General features: G+C 62.9%; 14 protein-coding genes. 8 read left to right on the plus strand and 6 right to left on the minus strand.

The genetic code is table 11. The features are described from left to right. Positions 1–41 precede the first annotated feature (41 nt). The 5 genes from ACP15N_RS05940 to ACP15N_RS05960 all read left to right on the plus strand — a co-directional run bounded on the left by ACP15N_RS05940 (position 42) and on the right by ACP15N_RS05960 (position 6,126). Positions 42–758, plus strand: coding sequence for a glutathione S-transferase family protein (locus ACP15N_RS05940; protein ID WP_425091299.1), 717 nt, complete (start codon positions 42–44; stop codon positions 756–758). 70 nt (positions 759–828) lie between these two features. Then, a complete protein-coding gene (locus tag ACP15N_RS05945) occupies positions 829–1,809 on the plus strand; it encodes an arginase family protein (RefSeq protein ID WP_425091300.1) in 981 nt (326 codons plus the stop codon). Positions 1,810–1,968: 159 nt separating this feature from the next. After that, positions 1,969–2,655 carry a response regulator gene (locus ACP15N_RS05950; RefSeq protein ID WP_425091301.1) on the plus strand — a complete coding sequence of 229 codons (687 nt, stop codon included), beginning with the start codon at positions 1,969–1,971 and terminating at the stop codon, positions 2,653–2,655. 62 nt (positions 2,656–2,717) lie between these two features. After that, the gene (locus ACP15N_RS05955) at positions 2,718–3,944 is read left to right on the plus strand and encodes an FIST N-terminal domain-containing protein (RefSeq protein WP_425091302.1); all 1,227 of its coding nucleotides are present in this window, start codon (positions 2,718–2,720) and stop codon (positions 3,942–3,944) included. Beyond that, positions 3,907–6,126 (plus strand): PAS-domain containing protein, encoded by a 2,220-nt coding sequence (locus ACP15N_RS05960; RefSeq protein WP_425091303.1) that lies wholly within the window; start codon positions 3,907–3,909, stop codon positions 6,124–6,126. Before ACP15N_RS05955 ends, ACP15N_RS05960 begins: the two co-directional genes overlap by 38 nt. An 8-nt stretch (positions 6,127–6,134) precedes the next feature. Here the strand turns inward: ACP15N_RS05960 and ACP15N_RS05965 are convergent, their stop codons facing one another. Further along, positions 6,135–6,839, minus strand: a complete 705-nt coding sequence (locus tag ACP15N_RS05965) for an arylesterase (RefSeq protein WP_425091304.1) — start codon at positions 6,837–6,839, stop codon at positions 6,135–6,137. Between ACP15N_RS05965 and ACP15N_RS05970 the strand changes: the two genes are divergently transcribed. Continuing rightward, positions 6,838–7,557 carry an ABC transporter ATP-binding protein gene (locus ACP15N_RS05970; protein WP_425091305.1) on the plus strand — a complete coding sequence of 240 codons (720 nt, stop codon included), beginning with the start codon at positions 6,838–6,840 and terminating at the stop codon, positions 7,555–7,557. The two genes, ACP15N_RS05965 and ACP15N_RS05970, sit on opposite strands and share 2 nt — an antisense overlap. Then, the gene (locus ACP15N_RS05975; RefSeq protein ID WP_425091306.1) at positions 7,554–10,091 is read left to right on the plus strand and encodes an ABC transporter permease; all 2,538 of its coding nucleotides are present in this window, start codon (positions 7,554–7,556) and stop codon (positions 10,089–10,091) included. Before ACP15N_RS05970 ends, ACP15N_RS05975 begins: the two co-directional genes overlap by 4 nt. Here ACP15N_RS05975 and ACP15N_RS05980 read toward each other — a convergent pair whose 3' ends face one another. The 4 genes from ACP15N_RS05980 to gcvT form a co-directional block, all read right to left on the minus strand. Continuing rightward, on the minus strand, positions 10,092–11,486 hold the full coding sequence (locus ACP15N_RS05980; protein WP_425091307.1) for an L-serine ammonia-lyase: 1,395 nt from the start codon (positions 11,484–11,486) through the stop codon (positions 10,092–10,094). 188 nt (positions 11,487–11,674) lie between these two features. Further along, entirely contained in the window at positions 11,675–14,539 is a 2,865-nt protein-coding gene (gene gcvP / locus ACP15N_RS05985) for an aminomethyl-transferring glycine dehydrogenase (RefSeq protein ID WP_425091308.1), read from the minus strand. A 107-nt stretch (positions 14,540–14,646) separates the two neighbouring features. Continuing rightward, positions 14,647–15,012: a glycine cleavage system protein GcvH gene (gcvH, locus tag ACP15N_RS05990; protein WP_425091309.1), complete on the minus strand. Its 366-nt coding sequence runs from the start codon at positions 15,010–15,012 to the stop codon at positions 14,647–14,649. A 15-nt stretch (positions 15,013–15,027) separates the two neighbouring features. Next, positions 15,028–16,116, minus strand: a complete 1,089-nt coding sequence (gene gcvT / locus ACP15N_RS05995) for a glycine cleavage system aminomethyltransferase GcvT (RefSeq protein WP_425091310.1) — start codon at positions 16,114–16,116, stop codon at positions 15,028–15,030. Positions 16,117–16,311: 195 nt separating this feature from the next. On the opposite strand from gcvT, the gene ACP15N_RS06000 reads away from it, so the two are divergent. Beyond that, on the plus strand, positions 16,312–17,313 hold the full coding sequence (locus tag ACP15N_RS06000; protein WP_425091311.1) for an aldose epimerase family protein: 1,002 nt from the start codon (positions 16,312–16,314) through the stop codon (positions 17,311–17,313). A 1-nt stretch (position 17,314) separates the two neighbouring features. Here the strand turns inward: ACP15N_RS06000 and ACP15N_RS06005 are convergent, their stop codons facing one another. Next, entirely contained in the window at positions 17,315–18,538 is a 1,224-nt protein-coding gene (locus ACP15N_RS06005; RefSeq protein WP_425091312.1) for a urate hydroxylase PuuD, read from the minus strand. Between the last annotated feature and the right edge of the window lie 107 nt (positions 18,539–18,645).

Raw genomic sequence — 18,645 nt, forward strand, 5'->3', positions numbered from 1 at the left:
TGGCAAGAAGGTTTTTACCGAGGGATTTCCGGAGCCATCAGATGCCAAACGCCGACATCCACCTTTACACCGCCGCGACGATGAACGGGTACAAGCCTGTCATCTTTCTGGAGGAAGCCGGTGTTCCTTACGACCTAACGTTCATCGATTTCGCCAAGAAGGAGCAAAAGGCACCGGGCTACATGAAACTGAACCCGAATGGCCGCATCCCGACGATCGTGGACAGATCAAACGGAGATTTCCCGGTCTTCGAAAGCGGCGCAATCTTGTGGTACCTTGCGGAGAAGTACGGCCAGTTTCTGCCAATCGATACGAGTGGCAAGTCCGAGGTCCTTCAATGGCTGATGTTCCAGATGGGCGGGATCGGGCCGATGATGGGACAGGCCATGTATTTTCAGCGCATCGCTGCCCCGAACGGGCATGAAGAGCCTTTCTCCATCAAGCGCTACGTGGATGAAACGCGCAGGCTGCTGGAGGTGCTCGATACCCGGCTGGAGGGGCGCGCATGGCTCGCTGCCGATGCGTATTCGATCGCGGATATGGCGACCTATCCATGGGCGCGCGCCTACGTTTGGGCAAATGTCTCCATCGATGGCTTGCCGAACCTGCAAGCGTGGTTCGACCGGATCGATGCGCGGCCTGCCGTCCGCAAGGCACTGACCATTCCGAAGGCACAGCCCGCGTTCTGGGGGCACGCGGATGAGAGTGCGTTTCTCAAGGAGAACGCCGCCCGCTTCTCCTCTGACGTGAAATCCTGACGGCGCGGGTGACGGGAGGCGCGCGGAGCGCTAAGCAGGGAGGAGAACATCCCAAGCGTGCAGGCCCCTGATGAGCGATCCACACCTGAACTCGATGATGGAAAACCTCTATTGGTGGGGTGTGCCAACCCTCTTTCGCTGCCCGCATCAAGGACCCAAGGGGGCCGACATCGCCCTTGTCGGGGTGCCGCATTCGACCGGGAATGGCACGACGGAGCGCGATCAGCACCTTGGGCCACGGGCCTTGCGCAACGTCTCGGCCGTATCGCGGCGTATGCATGGCGGCTTCGGCCTCGACCCATGGACAGCGGCGCGGATTGTGGATGTCGGCGACGTGCCCCTGCCCCGCGCCAATGACAACGAAGCCTGCATCGCCGACATCACCGAGTTTTTCCACACCCTCGACGCCGCAGGCGCAAGGCCCGTGTCCGTGGGCGGCGACCACTCTGTCACCGGCGGCATCGTTCAGGCACTTGGCAATGGGCATCTGAGCAAGGGCGAAAAGATATGTTTCCTCCATCTGGACGCCCATACGGACGTCTTCACCAAGGTCGATCACTTTCTGGGCGCTGAGAAATCCGCCGCGCATTGGGGGGCATACCTTGCCGATCAGGGGCAGGTTGATCCGACCCATTCCATGCAGATCGGGCTCAGAGGGCACGCGCGCACGCTGGATTGGCTGCAACCGTCCTACGACTACGGCTATAACGTTGTGACCATGAAGGACTTCCGTGCGCGAGGGCTCGCAGATGTCGTCGCGCAAACCCGTGACATGCTGGCGGGGCGGCCGGTCTACATCACCTTCGATCTGGACTGTCTTGACCCGACCATCGCGCCCGGCGTGTCCAACATCGAACCAGGTGAAAAAGGCTTCGATATCGACGAGGCCGTGGGCCTGCTGCATGCAGTGCGCGGGCTGAACATCATTGGCGGCGACGTGGTCTGCATGATGCCCACCAAGGACAACCCCAACCAGATCACGGCCCTGACGGCTGCGGCGATCATGTTCGAAATGATTGCCATGATCGCCGAGAACACCAAATCCGCCTGATCACCCGGTTGTGGTCAGGCCTGCGATTGCAATGCATGTCAGGGTATGGGACCAAAGGGGTGGTTTCATGAACCGGACTTTACCTTATCATTGGTATACTGATGTGATGACGGGTCGCCTGACCCCAGCGCAGCATCTCGGGAGGAGGGCAAAGCGCAGATGACTTCGCCGAGCGAGTTTCAAACCGCTATGATCGTGGATGACCATCCGCTGTTTTGCGATGCGCTGTCGATGACGTTGCGCACGGTGTCCAATATTGACGAGATCACAACTGCCGACACGATGCAGGCAGCGCTTACCCAGCTGGAGGGCGAAGCACCGGACGTGATCGTGCTGGACCTGAACCTGCCGGACGTAAACGGTCTGGACGGGTTGATCCGCCTCAAGACCGCCTTGCCGAACACACCGGTCGTGGTCGTGTCTTCGATGGCGGACAACCGGATGATTTCCTCGACACTGCGGGTCGGAGCGTCTGGCTTTGTGCCGAAGCACTCCAAACGCGATGTGTTTCGCGAGGCGTTCGAGGCAATCGCCCATGGCAAGGTTTTCACACCCGAGAATTTCGTGCCGACCGGCGAAAAGGATGGCCCGCGCACAAGCGCGGAAGAGGCGTTGTCGCGGTTGGGGCTGCTGACCAAGCAACAGGCGCGCATCCTGCAACTGATCTGCGAAGGCAAACTGAACAAGCAGATTGCCTATGACCTGTCGATCGCGGAGACGACCGTCAAAGCCCATGTCACCGCCATCATGCGGAAACTGGGCGTGCAAAGCCGGACACAAGCCGTTTTGATTGCACAGGAAGCAAATTTCGCCAATATCGTGCGAAGCGACGAAACACCGGTCTGAGCAGAGGGACCTGCGCATCTGCGCAAGGGTCGGAACGGTGGCAATCAGAATTAGGGGGGAGGATGCGGCAAGACTCAGACGCCGCGCCCGTCGGTGGAGCGTTCCCACAGACGATTTTGCGCGCACACGTGCCAGTGGACCATCCGGACGCTGTTGCCCAACTCAAGACCGACCTTGGCGACGCGCCCTTTGCGCTCGTGGTGCTGTTTGTGTCCCCGGACGCGCGTTTTCGCGATGTCATCGCCGAGGCACGACGCGTCTTCTCGCCCGCGCCTGTTCTGGCCTGCACAACCGCCGGTGAGATAGCCAACCGCGGCTATACCGAGGGCGAGATCGTTGCCATCGGCCTGCCCTCGGATCGCTTCGCGGTGGAGGCCATGGTGGTCGACAACCTGCACGAAGTTGACAGTCAGGCCCTGATCGACCGCACGATCCGTCATCGCACGACGCTGTCGCGCAGCGCGCCGGACTGGGTCCACGAGTTTGCCTTTCTTCTGATCGATGGTCTTTCCCTCAAAGAGGACGAACTCGCCTTTGCGCTGGCGACCGGACTTGGCACCGTGCCGATGTTCGGCGGCTCCGCGGGCGATGGCGAGCGGTTCGAGGAAACCTTTGTCAGCTTCGCAGGCGATGTCTATCAGAATGCCGCCGTGCTGGCATTCGTGCGCACCCGGTGTCCCGTGCATGTGTTCAGTCTTGACCACCTCAAACCAACTGAAAAACGCATGGTGGTCACCCGGGCTGATCCTTCGCGCCGCATCGTGCATGAGATCAACACGGAACCGGCGGCGCGAGAGTATGCGCGGCTGTTGGGGCATAATCCCGAAGACCTTGGCTCGTTCACTTTCGCCGCTCACCCTGTCGTCGTCACTATTGGCGGGAACAGCCACGTGCGGGCGATCCAGAAGGTGACGGAGGACGGGGACCTCGTGTTTTTCTCAGCCATCGACGAAGGCCTTGTGCTGACCCTTGCGGAACCGGATGACATCGTGGTGCATCTGGAGGCGGAATTCAGCGCCCTCAGCAACCCGTTGAAACCGGATGCGATTCTCGCCTGCGACTGCATTTTGCGGCGGCTGGAGGCGGGACAGCTCCAAAAACTTGGAAAAGTGAGTCAGGTTTTAGCGGAAAACCAGGTGGTTGGCTTTTCGACCTATGGCGAACAGTTGAATGCGATGCACGTGAACCATACAATGACAGGTGTCGCATTGTATCCCCCGGACAGCGACCCGCCGCTCGTAGGGAGAGCACATGACGAATTGGCTGATCGACCCAAGCGACTCGCTTGAGCGCCAGAACGAGAAGCTCCGTCAGATCACGGAAGTTCTCATGCAGCGCGTTGAACAGGACACCGACCGCACAGGTGCGGCCTACGCCCAGTTCGAACGCGCAGCGCTTCTTGAGGACCAGGTCCGCCAACGCACTGCAGATCTCGAACACGCGCTGGACCTGCTGAACGAGTCGAACGCGCGGCTTGCAGAAGCCAACCGCGCCGCAGAGACCGCGCGCTCCGACCTGTCCAACGCAATCGAGACGGTTCAGGAAGGGTTCGCGCTGTTCAACTCGGACGATGAATTGGTGATGTGCAACTCTCGCTTCGGCATGCACATGATCGACCTGCAAGACGCATTGCGCCCCGGGCTCACCTTCGAAGCCTACGTGGAGCTTGTGAGCCAGTCGCGTTTTCTCGCCATGCCGGATGGCATGACCTCCGAGGAGTGGGCGACGCGGCGCCTGCAACGCCATGCCGACAATCACGTGATGTTCAACGTGCGCATGGTCCGCGACCGCTGGGTGCAGGTCAGCGAACACCGCACGCGCGACGGTGGCACGGTGATCCTGCAAACCGACGTCACCGACATCATGCGACTGGAACGCGAAGAACGCGACAAGCTGCTGGACGGTCAGGCGCGGATGATCCGCGCCACGCTGGACCACCTCAATCAGGGTGTCTGCATCTTCGACCGTGACGCGCGGCTTCTGGGCTGGAACAAGCGGGTCGGAACCTTGCTGGCCTTGCCGGTGTCAAATTTCCGCCTGGGCACCCGGTTCGGCACCATCTTGGAAAAGCTGGAAAACGAGATCACCTTCACCGGGGATATCAGCCGGTCCGAGCTCACGACCTGGGTCGCGCAGGCCACGGTGCGCAAACCCCTGACGATGGAGGTCCGGCGGCGCGACGGCATGATCCTCGATGTCTTCGCGCAGGACATGCCGGATCATGGCTTCGTGATCTCCTTCACCGATGTCACAGCGGAACGCGAAGCGACCCGCACCCTGTTTCAGGTCAACGAACTTCTGGAACAACGCGTGATGGAACGGACGCTGGAGCTTGAAGATGCGCTTGGTGCGGCAGAGCGGGCGAACGCATCCAAGTCGCGCTTTGTCGCGGCGGCATCGCACGACCTGCTGCAACCGCTCTCGGCGGCCAAGCTCTACGTTTCGGCTTTGGACGGGCCGGACAACACGGAACCGACACGTGAGATCGCATTCAAGGCGCAACGCGCGCTCAGTTCCGTCGAAGGCATTATCGACGCGCTTCTCGACATCTCGAAGTTGGAGGCCGGGATGGCGGCGATCGACATGCAGTCGGTCTCGCTGAACTCGATCTTCGACGCTGTTCGGGATGAATTCGCACCGATTGCCGCGCAGAAAAACCTGAGATTCAAGGTCATGCCGTGCGACGTGATGGTTGAAAGCGACCCGGCATATCTGCGTCGGATCGTGGCGAACCTCATCTCCAACGCGATCCGGTATACCGAGACCGGACAGGTTCTGGTCGGCGGGCGCCGGAATGGGGGGTCGGTCCGGATCGAGGTGTGGGACACCGGCCCCGGCATCTCAGAAGGCGATCAGGACGTGATCTTCCAGGAATTCCAACGCCTGAACGCCAAGGCAAGTGCGTCCGAAGGGTTGGGACTGGGCCTTGCCATCGTGGAGCGCGCTTGCGCGCGTTTGGGGCATCCACTGGGGCTCTGGTCCGTGCTTGGCAAGGGGTCGGGGTTCTTCGTCAACGCCGCCCTCTCCTCGCAACCCGGTCTCGCGCTTGAGGCGGGCATCCCGCACGGCACGCCCGCGCGGCTCGATGGCGGCGGCATGATCGTCTTGCTGGTCGAAAACGATCTGGACATGCGGCGTGCGCTGACGTTGCTGCTTGAAAAGTGGGATATCAGCGTGCTGGATGTGCATGGCGCGGAAGAGGCCTTGTCCCTGCTGGATGAAATCGCAATCGCACCGGATGCCATCATGGTGGATTATCAACTGGATGACAAAGACACCGGTCTTGACCTGATCGCCCAGATCCACGCGCGCCACGGCACGATGCCGACGCGTCTTATCTCCGCCAACCGGTCGCCCGAACTGCGCACGGCCTGCGCCGCCCGCGACATCACGCTGATGAACAAACCGATAGACCCGCGGACCTTGGAAACGTTCCTTGCGCAGGCCCTCGAACGCGCGCAGGGGCGCTGAGCTGCGTGTCAGCCGCCGTCGGCCTGTGCCCGCCTGACTAGGTCCTCGGCATAAGGGCCGAGCGTGTCGACGATCCTGAGAACGCCCTGCGCATTGGGATGAATGCCATCGGGTTGCATCATCCCCGTGAGGGCTCGCGTCCTGTCTACCCCGTCCACCAACCCGGCCAGAAAACTGCGAGAGTAGAGCGTGCCGTATTTCTCTGCCAGATCGGGGTACATGCTATCGAAAGCGGTTTTGTAATCCGGCCCGTAATTGCCGGGTGCCTCCAACCCGATCAACAGGACCTCCACCCCACTTTGTTCCGCGCGCGCCAGAATACCATCGAGGTTCGCACGACTTGCCTCCGGCGGGATCGCGCGAAGCAGATCGTTGCCCCCCAAGGCCACGATCATTGCGTCAACTTCCGGGGTCAGCGTCCAGTCGACACGGCTCAGCCCGCCTGCCGTGGTATCCCCGGAGACACCCGCGTTCAGGATCACCACATCATGGCCCCGCGCACGCAGCCAAGCCTCTAGCTGCGGGACAAACCCGTCTTCCTGCGGCAGACCATAGCCTTGGGTCAGACTGTCCCCGAGGGCCGCAATGGTGGTCGGCTCTGCCGCGACCGGACCAGCCAGTGCAATTGCAGCAAAAGCCGCAAGGCTCGCCTTGCGCAGTCGACCCCCTGCCCCATATCCCAAGGAAAGCAGCGGTTGCAGGAGCCCCGACATGACAGATGGCCGAACCCCGGACGCAGTTCTCAGCCTGCGCGATGTGGCGCTCTGCCTCGATGGCAACGCCGGTCCGGTGGAAATCCTGCGCGGGATCACGCTCGATGTGGCGCGGGGGCAGACAGTCGGGCTTGTAGGGCCTAGCGGGTCGGGCAAGTCGTCTCTCCTGATGCTGATGGGCGGGCTGGAGCGCGCAACCGGCGGACAGGTGATGGCGCTGAACCATGATCTGACCGCACTGGATGAGGACGCCCTTGCCCGCTTTCGCAGAAATCATATGGGGGTGGTTTTCCAGTCCTTCCACCTGATTCCGACAATGACCGCGCTGGAAAATGTCGCCACCCCGCTGGAACTGGCAGGCATGGACGACGCGTTCGACCGCGCTGAAGCCGAGTTGGAGGCGGTCGGCCTTGGCGCGCGGGCCGATCACTACCCCGCGCAAATGTCCGGGGGCGAGCAACAGCGCGTGGCCCTTGCCCGCGCCGCAGCACCACGACCGGAAATCCTGCTTGCCGACGAACCCACCGGAAATCTGGACGGATCCACCGGGGAGGCGATCATGGACCTGCTTTTCGGGTTGCGTGACCGCCATGGCGCAACACTGGTTCTGGTGACCCACGCACCAGAGCTTGCAGCGCGCTGTGATCGCGTTATCCGCCTGCGTGACGGGCAGATCGAGGCACAGGAAACCAGCACGACCGCCGAGGCCGCCGAATGAGCCTGCACGTTGCGGCCCGCATTGCGCGGCGCGAGTTGCGTGGGGGGCTCAAGGGGTTCCGCGTGTTTCTCTTGTGCCTGGCGCTCGGGGTTGCCGCCATCGCGGCGGTCGGCTCAGTACGCGTATCCATTCAGGAGGGGCTGTCGCGCGAAGGTGCCGTTATTCTGGGCGGCGATGCCCAGATGGAGTTTACCTACCGCTACGCCGACGAGGCAGAGCGCGCCTGGATGGCCGAAACAGCGGAAGCCGTGTCCGAGATCGTGGATTTCCGCTCGATGGTGGTTGTGGATCAGCCGGATGGGCCCCCGGACCGGGGCCTCACGCAGATCAAGGCGGTCGATGCGGCCTACCCCCTTAAAGGGTCGGTCGCGCTGGACCCGGACATGCCCCTTGCGCAGGCCCTCGATGGCACCGGCGATCTGCCCGGCGCGGTGATGCAGCAAGTCCTGATGGACCGGCTGGCCCTCGCCCCGGGCGACACCTTCCGCCTTGGCACGCAGGAGTTTGTCCTGATGGCCGCGCTCACGCGAGAACCCGATAGCGCGGGCGGTGGGTTCGGCCTTGGCCCCCGCACAATCGTGCGGACGGAGGATTTGGCGAACTCCAGTCTGTTGGGCTCCGGCACCCTGTTTGAAACCGAGTACCGCTTGTCCTTGCCCGAAGGCACCGATCTGGCCGCACTCGAAGTCGCCGCAGAAGCCCAATTCCAGGACAAAGGCATGCGTTGGCGTGACAGCCGTAATGGCGCGCCTGGTATTGCCCGTTTCGTCGACCGCATGGGCGCGTTTCTGGTGCTTGTCGGTCTGGCCGGTCTGGCCGTCGGCGGTGTTGGCGTGTCCGCCGCCGTGCGCGCTTACCTGGAGGCCAAGACCCCTGTGATCGCCACCCTCAAGACACTCGGCGCAGAGGGCCGCACGATCTTCGCGGCCTACATGATGCAGATCGGTGTGCTTACAGCGCTCGGCGTTGCAGCAGGGCTTATACTGGGTGCGATCATCCCGCTCGCACTCGCCCCGGTGATCGAGGCGCGACTTCCGATCCCAGCCGCATTTGGCGTCCACCCCGGCCCCTTGGCCGAAGCGGCGCTGTACGGCGTGCTGACGGCACTGGTGTTCACCCTCTGGCCCCTTGCCCGCACCGAACAGGTCCGCGCGGCTGAGCTTTTCCGCGATACGACATCGCGCACGATCCGGCTCCCGCGGCCGGCCTACCTTGGCGCGCTCGGGGCGGCAGTTGCCCTGTTGGTCGGAAGCGCCATCTGGCTGTCGGGCATTCCGATGCTGGCCAGCGGGTCGGTCGGTGGCATTGTCGGCGCATTGGCGCTTTTGATCCTTGCCGCGTGGGGCATACGCACCTTGTGTCGCCGTCTCGCCCGCGCCCGGGTCGTCCGTGGCCGCAGCGCCTTGCGTCTTGCACTCGGCGCGATTGGCGGACCGGGGACCGAGGCGACCTCCGTCGTCCTGTCGCTCGGGCTCGGATTGTCGGTCCTGGCAGCGGTCGGACAGATCGACAGCAACCTGCGTACCGCCATTGCCGAGGATCTTCCACAAGACGCCCCAAGCTATTTTTTCGTCGATATTCAGAACGACCAATTGCCCGCATTCCTTGACAGAACCCAAACTGATCCGGGCGTCAGCCGCGTGCAGAGTGCGCCGATGCTGCGCGGCGTGATCACCCGGATCAACGGAGAGCCCGCCCGCGAGGTTGCCGGAGACCACTGGGTGCTGCGTGGCGACCGCGGCGTGACGTATTCCGCTGCCCCTCCGCCGAACACCACCATCACCGAAGGAGAATGGTGGCCCGAGGACTACAGCGGCCCGAACCAGATCAGCTTTGCCGATGAAGAGGCGCGAGAGCTCGGGCTGGAGCTTGGGGACGAACTGACCATCAACATCCTCGGCCGTGACATCACCGGTACCGTGACCAGCTTCCGCGTCGTCGACTTTTCGACGGCCGGGATAGGATTCATCCTGTCGATGAACCCCGGCGCACTGGCCGGCGCTCCGCATACCCACATCGCGACGGTCTACGCGGAGGAGTCCGCAGAAGCGCCACTGCTGCGTGACGTCGCGGGCGATGCGCCCAACATCACTGCAATCCGCGTGCGCGACGCGATCGACCGTGTGACGGAAGCCTTGTCCGGCCTCGCGGCGGCCACGTCCTATGGGGCGCTGGCAACCCTGGTTACAGGGTTTGTCGTTCTGATCGGCGCTGCCGCCGCCGGGGAACGGGGCCGCGTGTTCGAAGCGGCGGTGCTGAAAACCCTCGGCGCGACGCGCGGGCGCATCCTGTCGAGCTTTGCGATGCGCTCGGCCCTGCTCGGGGCGGCAGCAGGGGCCGTTGCGATCGTCGCCGGAGGGATCGCAGGCTGGGCCGTGATGACCTTCGTGATGGAGGCCAGCTATACGTTCGAGCCTGTCTCAGCCATCGCCATCGTGCTGGGCGGCGCGCTGGCAACTCTGCTGGCCGGGCTTGCCTTTGCCCTGCGCCCCCTGGCGCTCAGACCAGCCGGAGTGCTGCGAGCCCGGGAATGATCAGCACTCGGGCAGGTTCACCGCGAGACCTCCAAGGCTCGTTTCCTTGTAGTGGTCCGACATATCCCGCCCGGTCTGGCGCATCGTCTCGATGCAGTTGTCCAGCGGCATGTAATGCGTCCCGTCCCCGCGCAGGGCGAGACTGGCCGCTGCCACAGCCTTGACCGCACCAAGCCCGTTACGCTCGATACAGGGGACCTGCACCAGCCCGCCGACCGGATCACAGGTCATCCCCAGATGATGCTCCAATGCGATCTCAGCGGCGTTTTCGACCTGCGCGTTTGTCCCGCCCAACGCGGCACACAGGCCTGCGGCGGCCATGGCGGCGGCGGACCCGACCTCCCCTTGACAGCCAACCTCCGCGCCCGAGATCGACGCATTGTGCCGGATCAACCCACCAATGGCCGCCGCGACCAGCAGGAAGTCACGGCACCCGGCCTCCGTCGCGCCGACGCAATGGTCGCGGTAGTAGCGCAGGACAGACGGCACGACGCCCGCCGCCCCGTTGGTCGGTGCCGTGACCACCTGACCACCTGCGGCATTCTCTTCGTTCACCGCCATGGCATAGACGCACAGCCAGTCGTTCACCGTGTGCGGCTGCGCGAGGTTCTGCCCGCCCTCGGCCTTCAGGGCCGCATGAAGCTCCTTCGCACGACGTTTGACTTTGAGCCCGCCGGGCAGGATGCCCCCGGTCTCAAGCCCCCGATCAACACAGGCCATCATCACACCCATCACCCGGTCGATCCGCGTGTCCGGATCGCCATGCACCGCCTCGTTCGCGCGCTTCATCTGCGCGATCGTCTTGCCGGACGCGGCTCCCATTTCCAGCATCTCGGCAGCAGAGCCAAACGGATGCGGGTACCCGGCCTGCGCTTTCTCCGTGTGCAGGTCGGTGTCAGGCGCGTCCAGCTCCGACGCGCGCAGCACGGCACCGCCGCCGACAGAGTAGAACGTCTCTTCCATGTAGAGCGCGCCAGTGTCGTCAAACGCCCGCAGGATCATCCCGTTGGCATGGCCCGGCAGACGCAGATCGTAGTCAAAAGCGATGTCTTCGTTCGGGTCGAACCGCAACTCTCCAAGCCCATCCGGCGTGACACGACCGGTCGACGCCATGGCGGTAAGAGCAGCCTCCGCGGCAGGGGCGTCCGGCGTCTCTGGAACAAAGCCCGCAAGCCCCAGTGCCACGGCCCGGTCCGTTGCATGCCCCTTGCCGGTGAAGGCCAGCGAGCCGTGCAGGGAACATCCCAGTGCCGCCAGTGTGCCGGCACCCGGTTCCTTGTCGCGCCGCCCGCGCAAATCCTCCAGAAACTCCGCCGCTGCCACCATAGGTCCCATGGTGTGAGACGACGACGGGCCAATCCCGATCTTGAAAATGTCAAACACGCTCAGAAACATCGCGCGCCCTCCCGATATAGCGAGCGTATCGATGCAGGATATCCGGCGCGCCACAGGACGCGACACCGAAGTTCGAAAACCGACCTGTGTCTGGTGGGGGACCCGGCGCCGCAGGCGACGGGCCACGCCCAACGGGAGGCGATGTGCGCACGCACATCAACGACGGGCGGGAGAGCCCCCGTTGCCCCCTATTCCGCCGGCTCCGCATAGGCATCGACAGGCGGACAGGTGCAGACAAGGTTTCTGTCGCCAAAGGCGTTATCGACCCGGTTCACGGGCGGCCAGTACTTGTCCACACGGAAGGCCCCGGGGGGATAGCAGGCCTGTTCGCGGCTGTACGGGCGGTCCCAGTCTCCGACCAGATCCTCCACCGTGTGGGGCGCGCGTTTGAGCGGGTTGTTCTCGGGGTCGAGATCGCCCGCGGCAATCGCGTCGGTTTCCTCGCGGATCGCCAGCATCGCGTCGCAGAACCGGTCGAGCTCGGCCTTGGGCTCGGATTCGGTCGGCTCCACCATCAAGGTGCCTGCCACGGGCCAGCTCATCGTCGGGGCGTGAAACCCGCAATCCATCAGGCGCTTGGCGACATCCTCCACCGTGACATGGGCGATCTTGTCCAGCAGCCGCGTGTCCAGAATGCACTCGTGTGCCACACGGCCGTTCTCGTTCGAAAACAGGATCGGGAAGCCCGCCTCAAGCCGCTTGGCCATGTAGTTCGCGTTCAGGATGGCGACCTTGGTGGCCTGGGTCAGCCCCTCCCCGCCCATGAGCAGGCAATAGGCATAGGAAATCGTCAGGATGGACGGGCTGCCGTAGGGGGCCGCTGCCACCGCGCCAACATCGCCGAAGCCTGCGCCATCGCGGTGGAAATGGCCCGGCAGATGCGGGGCCAGATGCGCCTTGACACCGATCGGCCCCATGCCCGGACCGCCGCCGCCATGGGGGATGCAAAAGGTCTTGTGCAGGTTCAGGTGGCTCACATCCCCGCCGATATCGCCGGGGCTGGAAATGCCCACCATCGCGTTCATGTTCGCGCCGTCGATATAGACCTGGCCGCCGTGGTCATGGGTGATCGCGCAGACCTCCTGCACCGTGCGTTCGAACACACCGTGGGTCGACGGATAGGTGATCATGCAACCGGCCAGGTGTTCGGAGTGCAGCTCCGCCTTGGCCCGAAAATCTTCCAAATCGATATCGCCGTTCTCGGCCGATTTGACCACGACAACCTTCCAGCCGACCATCTGGGCAGAAGCCGGATTGGTGCCATGGGCAGAGGTCGGAATCAGGCAGATGTTGCGGTGCGCGTCCCCGCGTGCCGCGTGATATCCGCGAATGGCCAGCAGCCCCGCATACTCGCCCTGTGCCCCGGAATTGGGCTGCATCGACATCGCGTCATAGCCTGTGACATCGCACAGCATGTCCGACAGCTCGTCGATCATCTCGTGATAGCCCGTCGCCTGGTCCGCGGGGACGAACGGATGCAAGTTGGCAAACTCGGGCCATGTCAGCGGCAACATCTCGACCGTTGCGTTCAGCTTCATCGTGCAGGAGCCCAGCGGAATCATCGCCCGGTCCAGCGCCAGATCGCGGTCGGCCAGACGGCGCATGTACCGCGTCATCTCAGCCTCGGCCCGGTTCATGTGGAAAATCGGATGGGTCATGTAGCTGCTTTCGCGCAGCATTTCCGTCGGCAAGTGATAAATCACCCGGGACTTGTCATAGCGCAGCCGCGCGCCACCAAAGGCCCGCCAGACCGCCTCTATCGTTTTGCCAAGGGTGAGTTCATCAAGGGTGATGCCGATGCGGTCCGACCCGATCCGGCGCAGGTTCACGCCTTCGCGCAAGGCCGCGTCGAGGATCACACCTTGCATCTCGCCAACCTTCACGGTGATCGTGTCAAAATAGTCCTTCGGGTCGACCTTGAACCCCAGTTCTATCAATCCGTCCGCCATTCGTGCGGTCTTACGGTGCACGGTCTGGGCGATGGCCTTCAGCCCGTCCGGGCCATGGAACACACCGTACATGGACGCCATCACGGCCAGCAACGCCTGCGCGGTGCAGACATTCGAATTGGCCTTTTCGCGGCGGATGTGCTGCTCGCGGGTTTGCAGGCTCAGCCGGTAGGCCTTGTTGCCGCGCGCGTCGATGGAGACCCCGATGATCCGCCCGGGCATGGACCGTTTTAGCGCATCCGTGCAGGTCATGTAGGCCGCGTGTGGCCCACCATAGCCCATCGGCACGCCAAAGCGCTGCGTGGACCCAATGGCAATATCGGCGCCCATCTCGCCGGGGGATTTCAGAAGTGTCAGCGCCAGTGGGTCCGCCGCCAGAATGCCAAGCGCCTTGGTCTCGTGCAGCGCGGCGATCTGATCGGTGTAATCGCGAACGTGCCCATAGGTGCCCGGGTACTGGAAAAGCGCGCCAAAAACCGCCGTCGGGTCCAGGTCTTCGACCGCGCCGACGATCACCCCTATCCCCAACGGCTCTGCACGCGTGCGGATCACGTCGATCGTCTGGGGGTGACAATCGCGCGCCACGAAGAACCCGGTCGCCTTGGATTTCGAGGCACGCTGCGACATGGCCATCGCCTCGGCCGCGGCGGTCGCCTCATCGAGAAGCGAGGCGTTGGCGATCGGCAAGCCGGTCAGGTCCGCCATCATGGTCTGGTAATTCAGCAGCGCTTCGAGCCGACCCTGGCTGATCTCAGGCTGATAGGGCGTGTAAGCCGTGTACCAAGCAGGGTTCTCGAGAATGTTCCGCAGGATCACCGGTGGGGTGTGCGTGCCATAATACCCCTGTCCGATCAAAGATGTCAGAACGGTGTTCTTGTCCGCCAACTCACGCATGCGGTGGATCGTGTCCCGCTCGCTCAGCGCGGGCCCGAACGCCAGGGGCTTGGCACGTCGAATATCCGAAGGAACCGCTTCGTCAATCAGGGCGTCGAGGCTCGGCACGCCGATCGTCGCGAGCATCTGGGCCATTTCCTTCGGCGAGGGGCCGATATGCCGGCGGTTGGCGAAATCGTAAGGTGCGTAATCTGTCAGGGAAAAGCCCATGGGTCGCTCCTTGGAAGGGGTGCGCTGCGCGCTGAGGTCGGTCGGTTTGCATGCCGGAGGGCGTCTCCGGCGGGGATACTATCAGACTTGAATGTTCCCGTTTCGGATCACTCGATGAGCGCCTTGTAGGCGTCTTCGTCCAGCAATTCCTCGAGTTCGGAACTTTCACCGAGCTTGATCTTGTAGAGCCAGCTTGTGCCTTCGGGGTCTTCGTTCAGCAGCGCCGGGTTGTCGACGAGTGATTCGTTGGCCTCGGTTATCTCTCCGGTCACGGGGGCATAGATGTCGGACGCGGCCTTGACGCTTTCAACAACTCCGATCTCGTCCCCCTTGGCGAAGGTTTCGCCAACGCCTTGAAGCTCGACGAAGACGACCTCGCCCAATTGTTCCGCGGCGTGGGCCGTGATGCCGATCGTCGCCATGTCATCCATGACAGTGATCCATTCGTGGTCTTCGGTGTAGTAGGTCGTCATTTCGGGGAACCTTTTCTAGCGTGCATAGCGATGCGGGACGAACGGGAGCGCCACGACCCGGGCCGGGGCGGGTTTGCCGCGCAGGATCAAGTGAAGTTCCGTACCGGGGGCCGCCAGCCCGGTCGGGACGTAGCCCATGGAGATCGGGGCCTGCAACGTCGGCGAGAATCCACCCGAGGTGACTGTCCCGACCACGGTGCCGTCCTTTGTGGAGATTTCTGTCCCCGCACGTGCAGGGGCCCGACCGTCCGGGCGCAGCCCGACAAGGGTGCGCGGTGCGCCATCGGTAGCCTCCGCGACGATCCGGGAAGCACCGGGGAAGCCCCCCTCCTCCCGTCGACGTTTCGGGATCGAAAACCCGAGGCCGCCCTCGATCGGAGAGGTGGTCTGGTCGATATCACTACCATAGAGCGGCAGTCCTGCCTCCAGTCGCAGGGTATCGCGTGCCCCGAGACCGGCGGGCTGCGCGCCGGCATTCAGAAGTGCGCGTGCCAGAGTTTCGGCATGTTCGGCAGGAACCGAAATTTCGAACCCATCCTCGCCCGTGTAGCCCAGCCGCGAGACCCGGCAGACAGCACCGTCCCAAACCTCGCGCTGCGCCTGCATGAAGCGCAGAACCTCCACCGATTGTGGAAAAAACGACGCGAGTGTGGATGCTGCCGCTGGCCCCTGCAGCGCAAGAAGCGCATGGTCAGCGAGCACGGTGACCTCGTGGTCGGGAAGCCCTGCCGTGAGCAAGGCGATATCCTGATCTGCCATAGAGGCATTGACCACAACGAACAGCTCCTTGCCGGTCTGCGTGACGATCAGGTCGTCATAGATGCCACCCTCGGACGTGGTGAGTTGCGTATAGCGCGCATGGCCGGGTCTGAGGGTGGTCAGTCCTCCGGGACACAGTCTTTCGAGGGCTGCGGCGGCGTCAGAACCAGCGATCACCAGCTGGCACATATGGCTGACGTCAAAAAGTGCGGCGGCGTCGCGGCAGGCTGCGTGTTCCGCCATGATCCCGGTGGGATATTGCACGGGCATTTCCCACCCGGCAAACGGAACGAGCTTGGCACCGAGCTCTACATGTAGGTCGTACAGGGGCGTCTTCTTCAACATCTATGGCTTTTTCCGGGCGAGTCGGAGTTTGTCAGCGTATGAGTTTCCTATCGGAAACAATCGCGAATTGGCAAGTGGAAGCGCCGCCACATGGCGAAAATAACGTCGCGGGAAAGCCCGGCGTATCGTGGCCCTTGCCGATGCCCGCAATTCACGCAAACTGCGCACCGAAGCGGGGTGAGATCAGAGGGCGGAATGGCCGGAGCGAAGATCGAAGAGTTTGGACAGATCGAAGATGGTTCCACAGTGCACAGGATCACCCTGGGCTCGAAATATCTGCGCGTATCCGTTTTGACTTTGGGTGCCGTACTTCACAATGTCAGACTGGCCGGGATTGGCCATGGACTGACGCTTGGCAGTCCGGATGTCCGCGCCTATCGCTCCAAGATGCGCAGTTTCGGCGCCTTGATGGGGCCCGTTGTGAACCGCATCCGCAACGCCAGCGCACCGATCCTTGGAACGCCGCACAGGTTCGAGGCAAATCTGGAGGGCGTGCACACCAAGCATGGCGGATCGGACGGAACGCAACACCGGGTCTGGACCATTGAAGAGGCCTCAGACGCCCACGTGGTGCTGCGGATACTGCTGGAGGATGGGCTGGCTGGCTTCCCCGGCACCCGCGATATCCGTCTGGAGTACCGTGTGACGGCGAGCGATCTGGATATGGTCATCCGGGCCGAGACAGATGCGCCAACGCTGCTGAACCTTGCGAACCATTCGTATTGGAACCTGGATGGTCCGGGACCCGTCGCCGGACACAAGTTGGAAGTGCATGCCGATCGGTATACCGAGAATGGGCCCGACCTGATGGTCACGGGGCGCGTGCTGGATGTGGCGGGAACGGATTTCGACTTTCGGGTGAAGCGCCGCTTTGCGCCGTGCGGCTCGTTGCGCTTTGACCTGAACTATTGCCTCGCCGATGGCAAACGCGCCCTCAGTCCTGCGCTGCGTCTGGAGGGACAATCGGGCGTTGCGATGGAAATGTGGACCACCGAACCGGGCCTGCAGGTTTTTGATCAGGGGACAATCGACACCGCGCCATTCAACGGCCATCACGGCACGCCCCATGCACCGTTTTCCTCAATCGCGCTGGAGGCACAGGGCTGGCCGGACGCGGCTAACCACACAGGGTTCCCGAGCATCGAGGTTCACCCGGACGCACCCTATCGGCAGCACACGCGCTGGCGGTTTTCCTGATCTAGTTGGCGCCGCGAAACCACGCGACAATCGCAGCGCGATCTTCGGGCTGCATGTAGTTGGCGGTGCCCGGTGGCATCGCGTGGCTCGCGCCCGCTTGCAGGAAGATCGCGCGGGCCTGGCTGGCCACGTCTGCCTCGGTTTCCAGCACCACGCCTTTTGGTGCCCATGCGAGGCCGGGCCAGAACACCTCCCGCGCATGGCACATCGCGCAATTGGCCTGCACAATGTCAAAGACATCCATGAACCCGTCGGCGGACGCGAACCTTTCGGCATGCGGGTCGCGTGCGGCTGTTGCGTCCTGCGCGGTGTCGGGGATGCCAAGCGTCGAGAGGTAGACGATCACGCCAAAGAGAGCCGCCGTCAGCCCCCATGTCCACCAGAGCATGCCCTTTTTCTGGTGCATGGTATTGAAGAAATGCCGGATTGTGACGCCCATCAGGAACACAAGCGCAGCGATCAGCCAGTTGTACTGGCTCGCAAACGCGAGCGGGTAATGGTTCGACAGCATCAGAAACAGCACGGGCAGGGTCAGATAGTTGTTATGGGTAGAGCGTTGCTTGGCAATCTTGCCGTATTTGGCGTCTGGCGTGCGACCGGCCTTGAGGTCGTCGACCACGATTTTCTGATTGGGGATAATGATCATGAACACGTTCGCGCTCATGATCGTTGCGGTGAACGCCCCGAGGTGCAACAAGGCCGCGCGTCCGGAAAACACCTGCGTATAGCCCCATGACATGAGAACCAGAATGCCGAACAACAGGATCATCAAACGCGTGTTGTCATCCCCGAACTTGGATTTGCAGATCCGGTCATAGGCGAGCCAGCCCAGCGTGAGAGAGGCGAGCGAGATCACGACACCGGCCCAGACAGGGATGTCGAGGACATTGGGATCGATCAGATAAAGCTCTGCGCCAAGATAATAGACGAGGATCAGAAGGGCGAAGCCCGACAGCCATGTCGCGTAGCTTTCCCATTTGAACCAGACGAGGTGTTCCGGCAGCCGCGCCGGGGCCACCATGTATTTGGTGATATGGTAAAAGCCGCCGCCGTGGACCTGCCATTCCTCGCCCGAGGCCAGATCGGGCATATCGTCGGCCTTGCGCAAACCCAGATCGAGCGCGATGAAATAGAACGAAGATCCGATCCAGGCGATCGCCGTGATGACATGCAGCCACCGAACAGCGAATTCCACCCAGGCTTCGATCACAATGGGGTCTGTCATGTTTGTCTGTCCCGGCCTTGACTTGGCATCATCTTTGCGTTGCCCACCGCAAAGGGAAAGAGGCGGCGGGCGCAAAAGGACGCCCTGCGATGCAGGGCGATTGTTTT

This window comes from Tropicimonas sp. S265A, assembly GCF_049800835.1.
Classification (GTDB): Bacteria; Pseudomonadota; Alphaproteobacteria; order Rhodobacterales; family Rhodobacteraceae; genus Dinoroseobacter.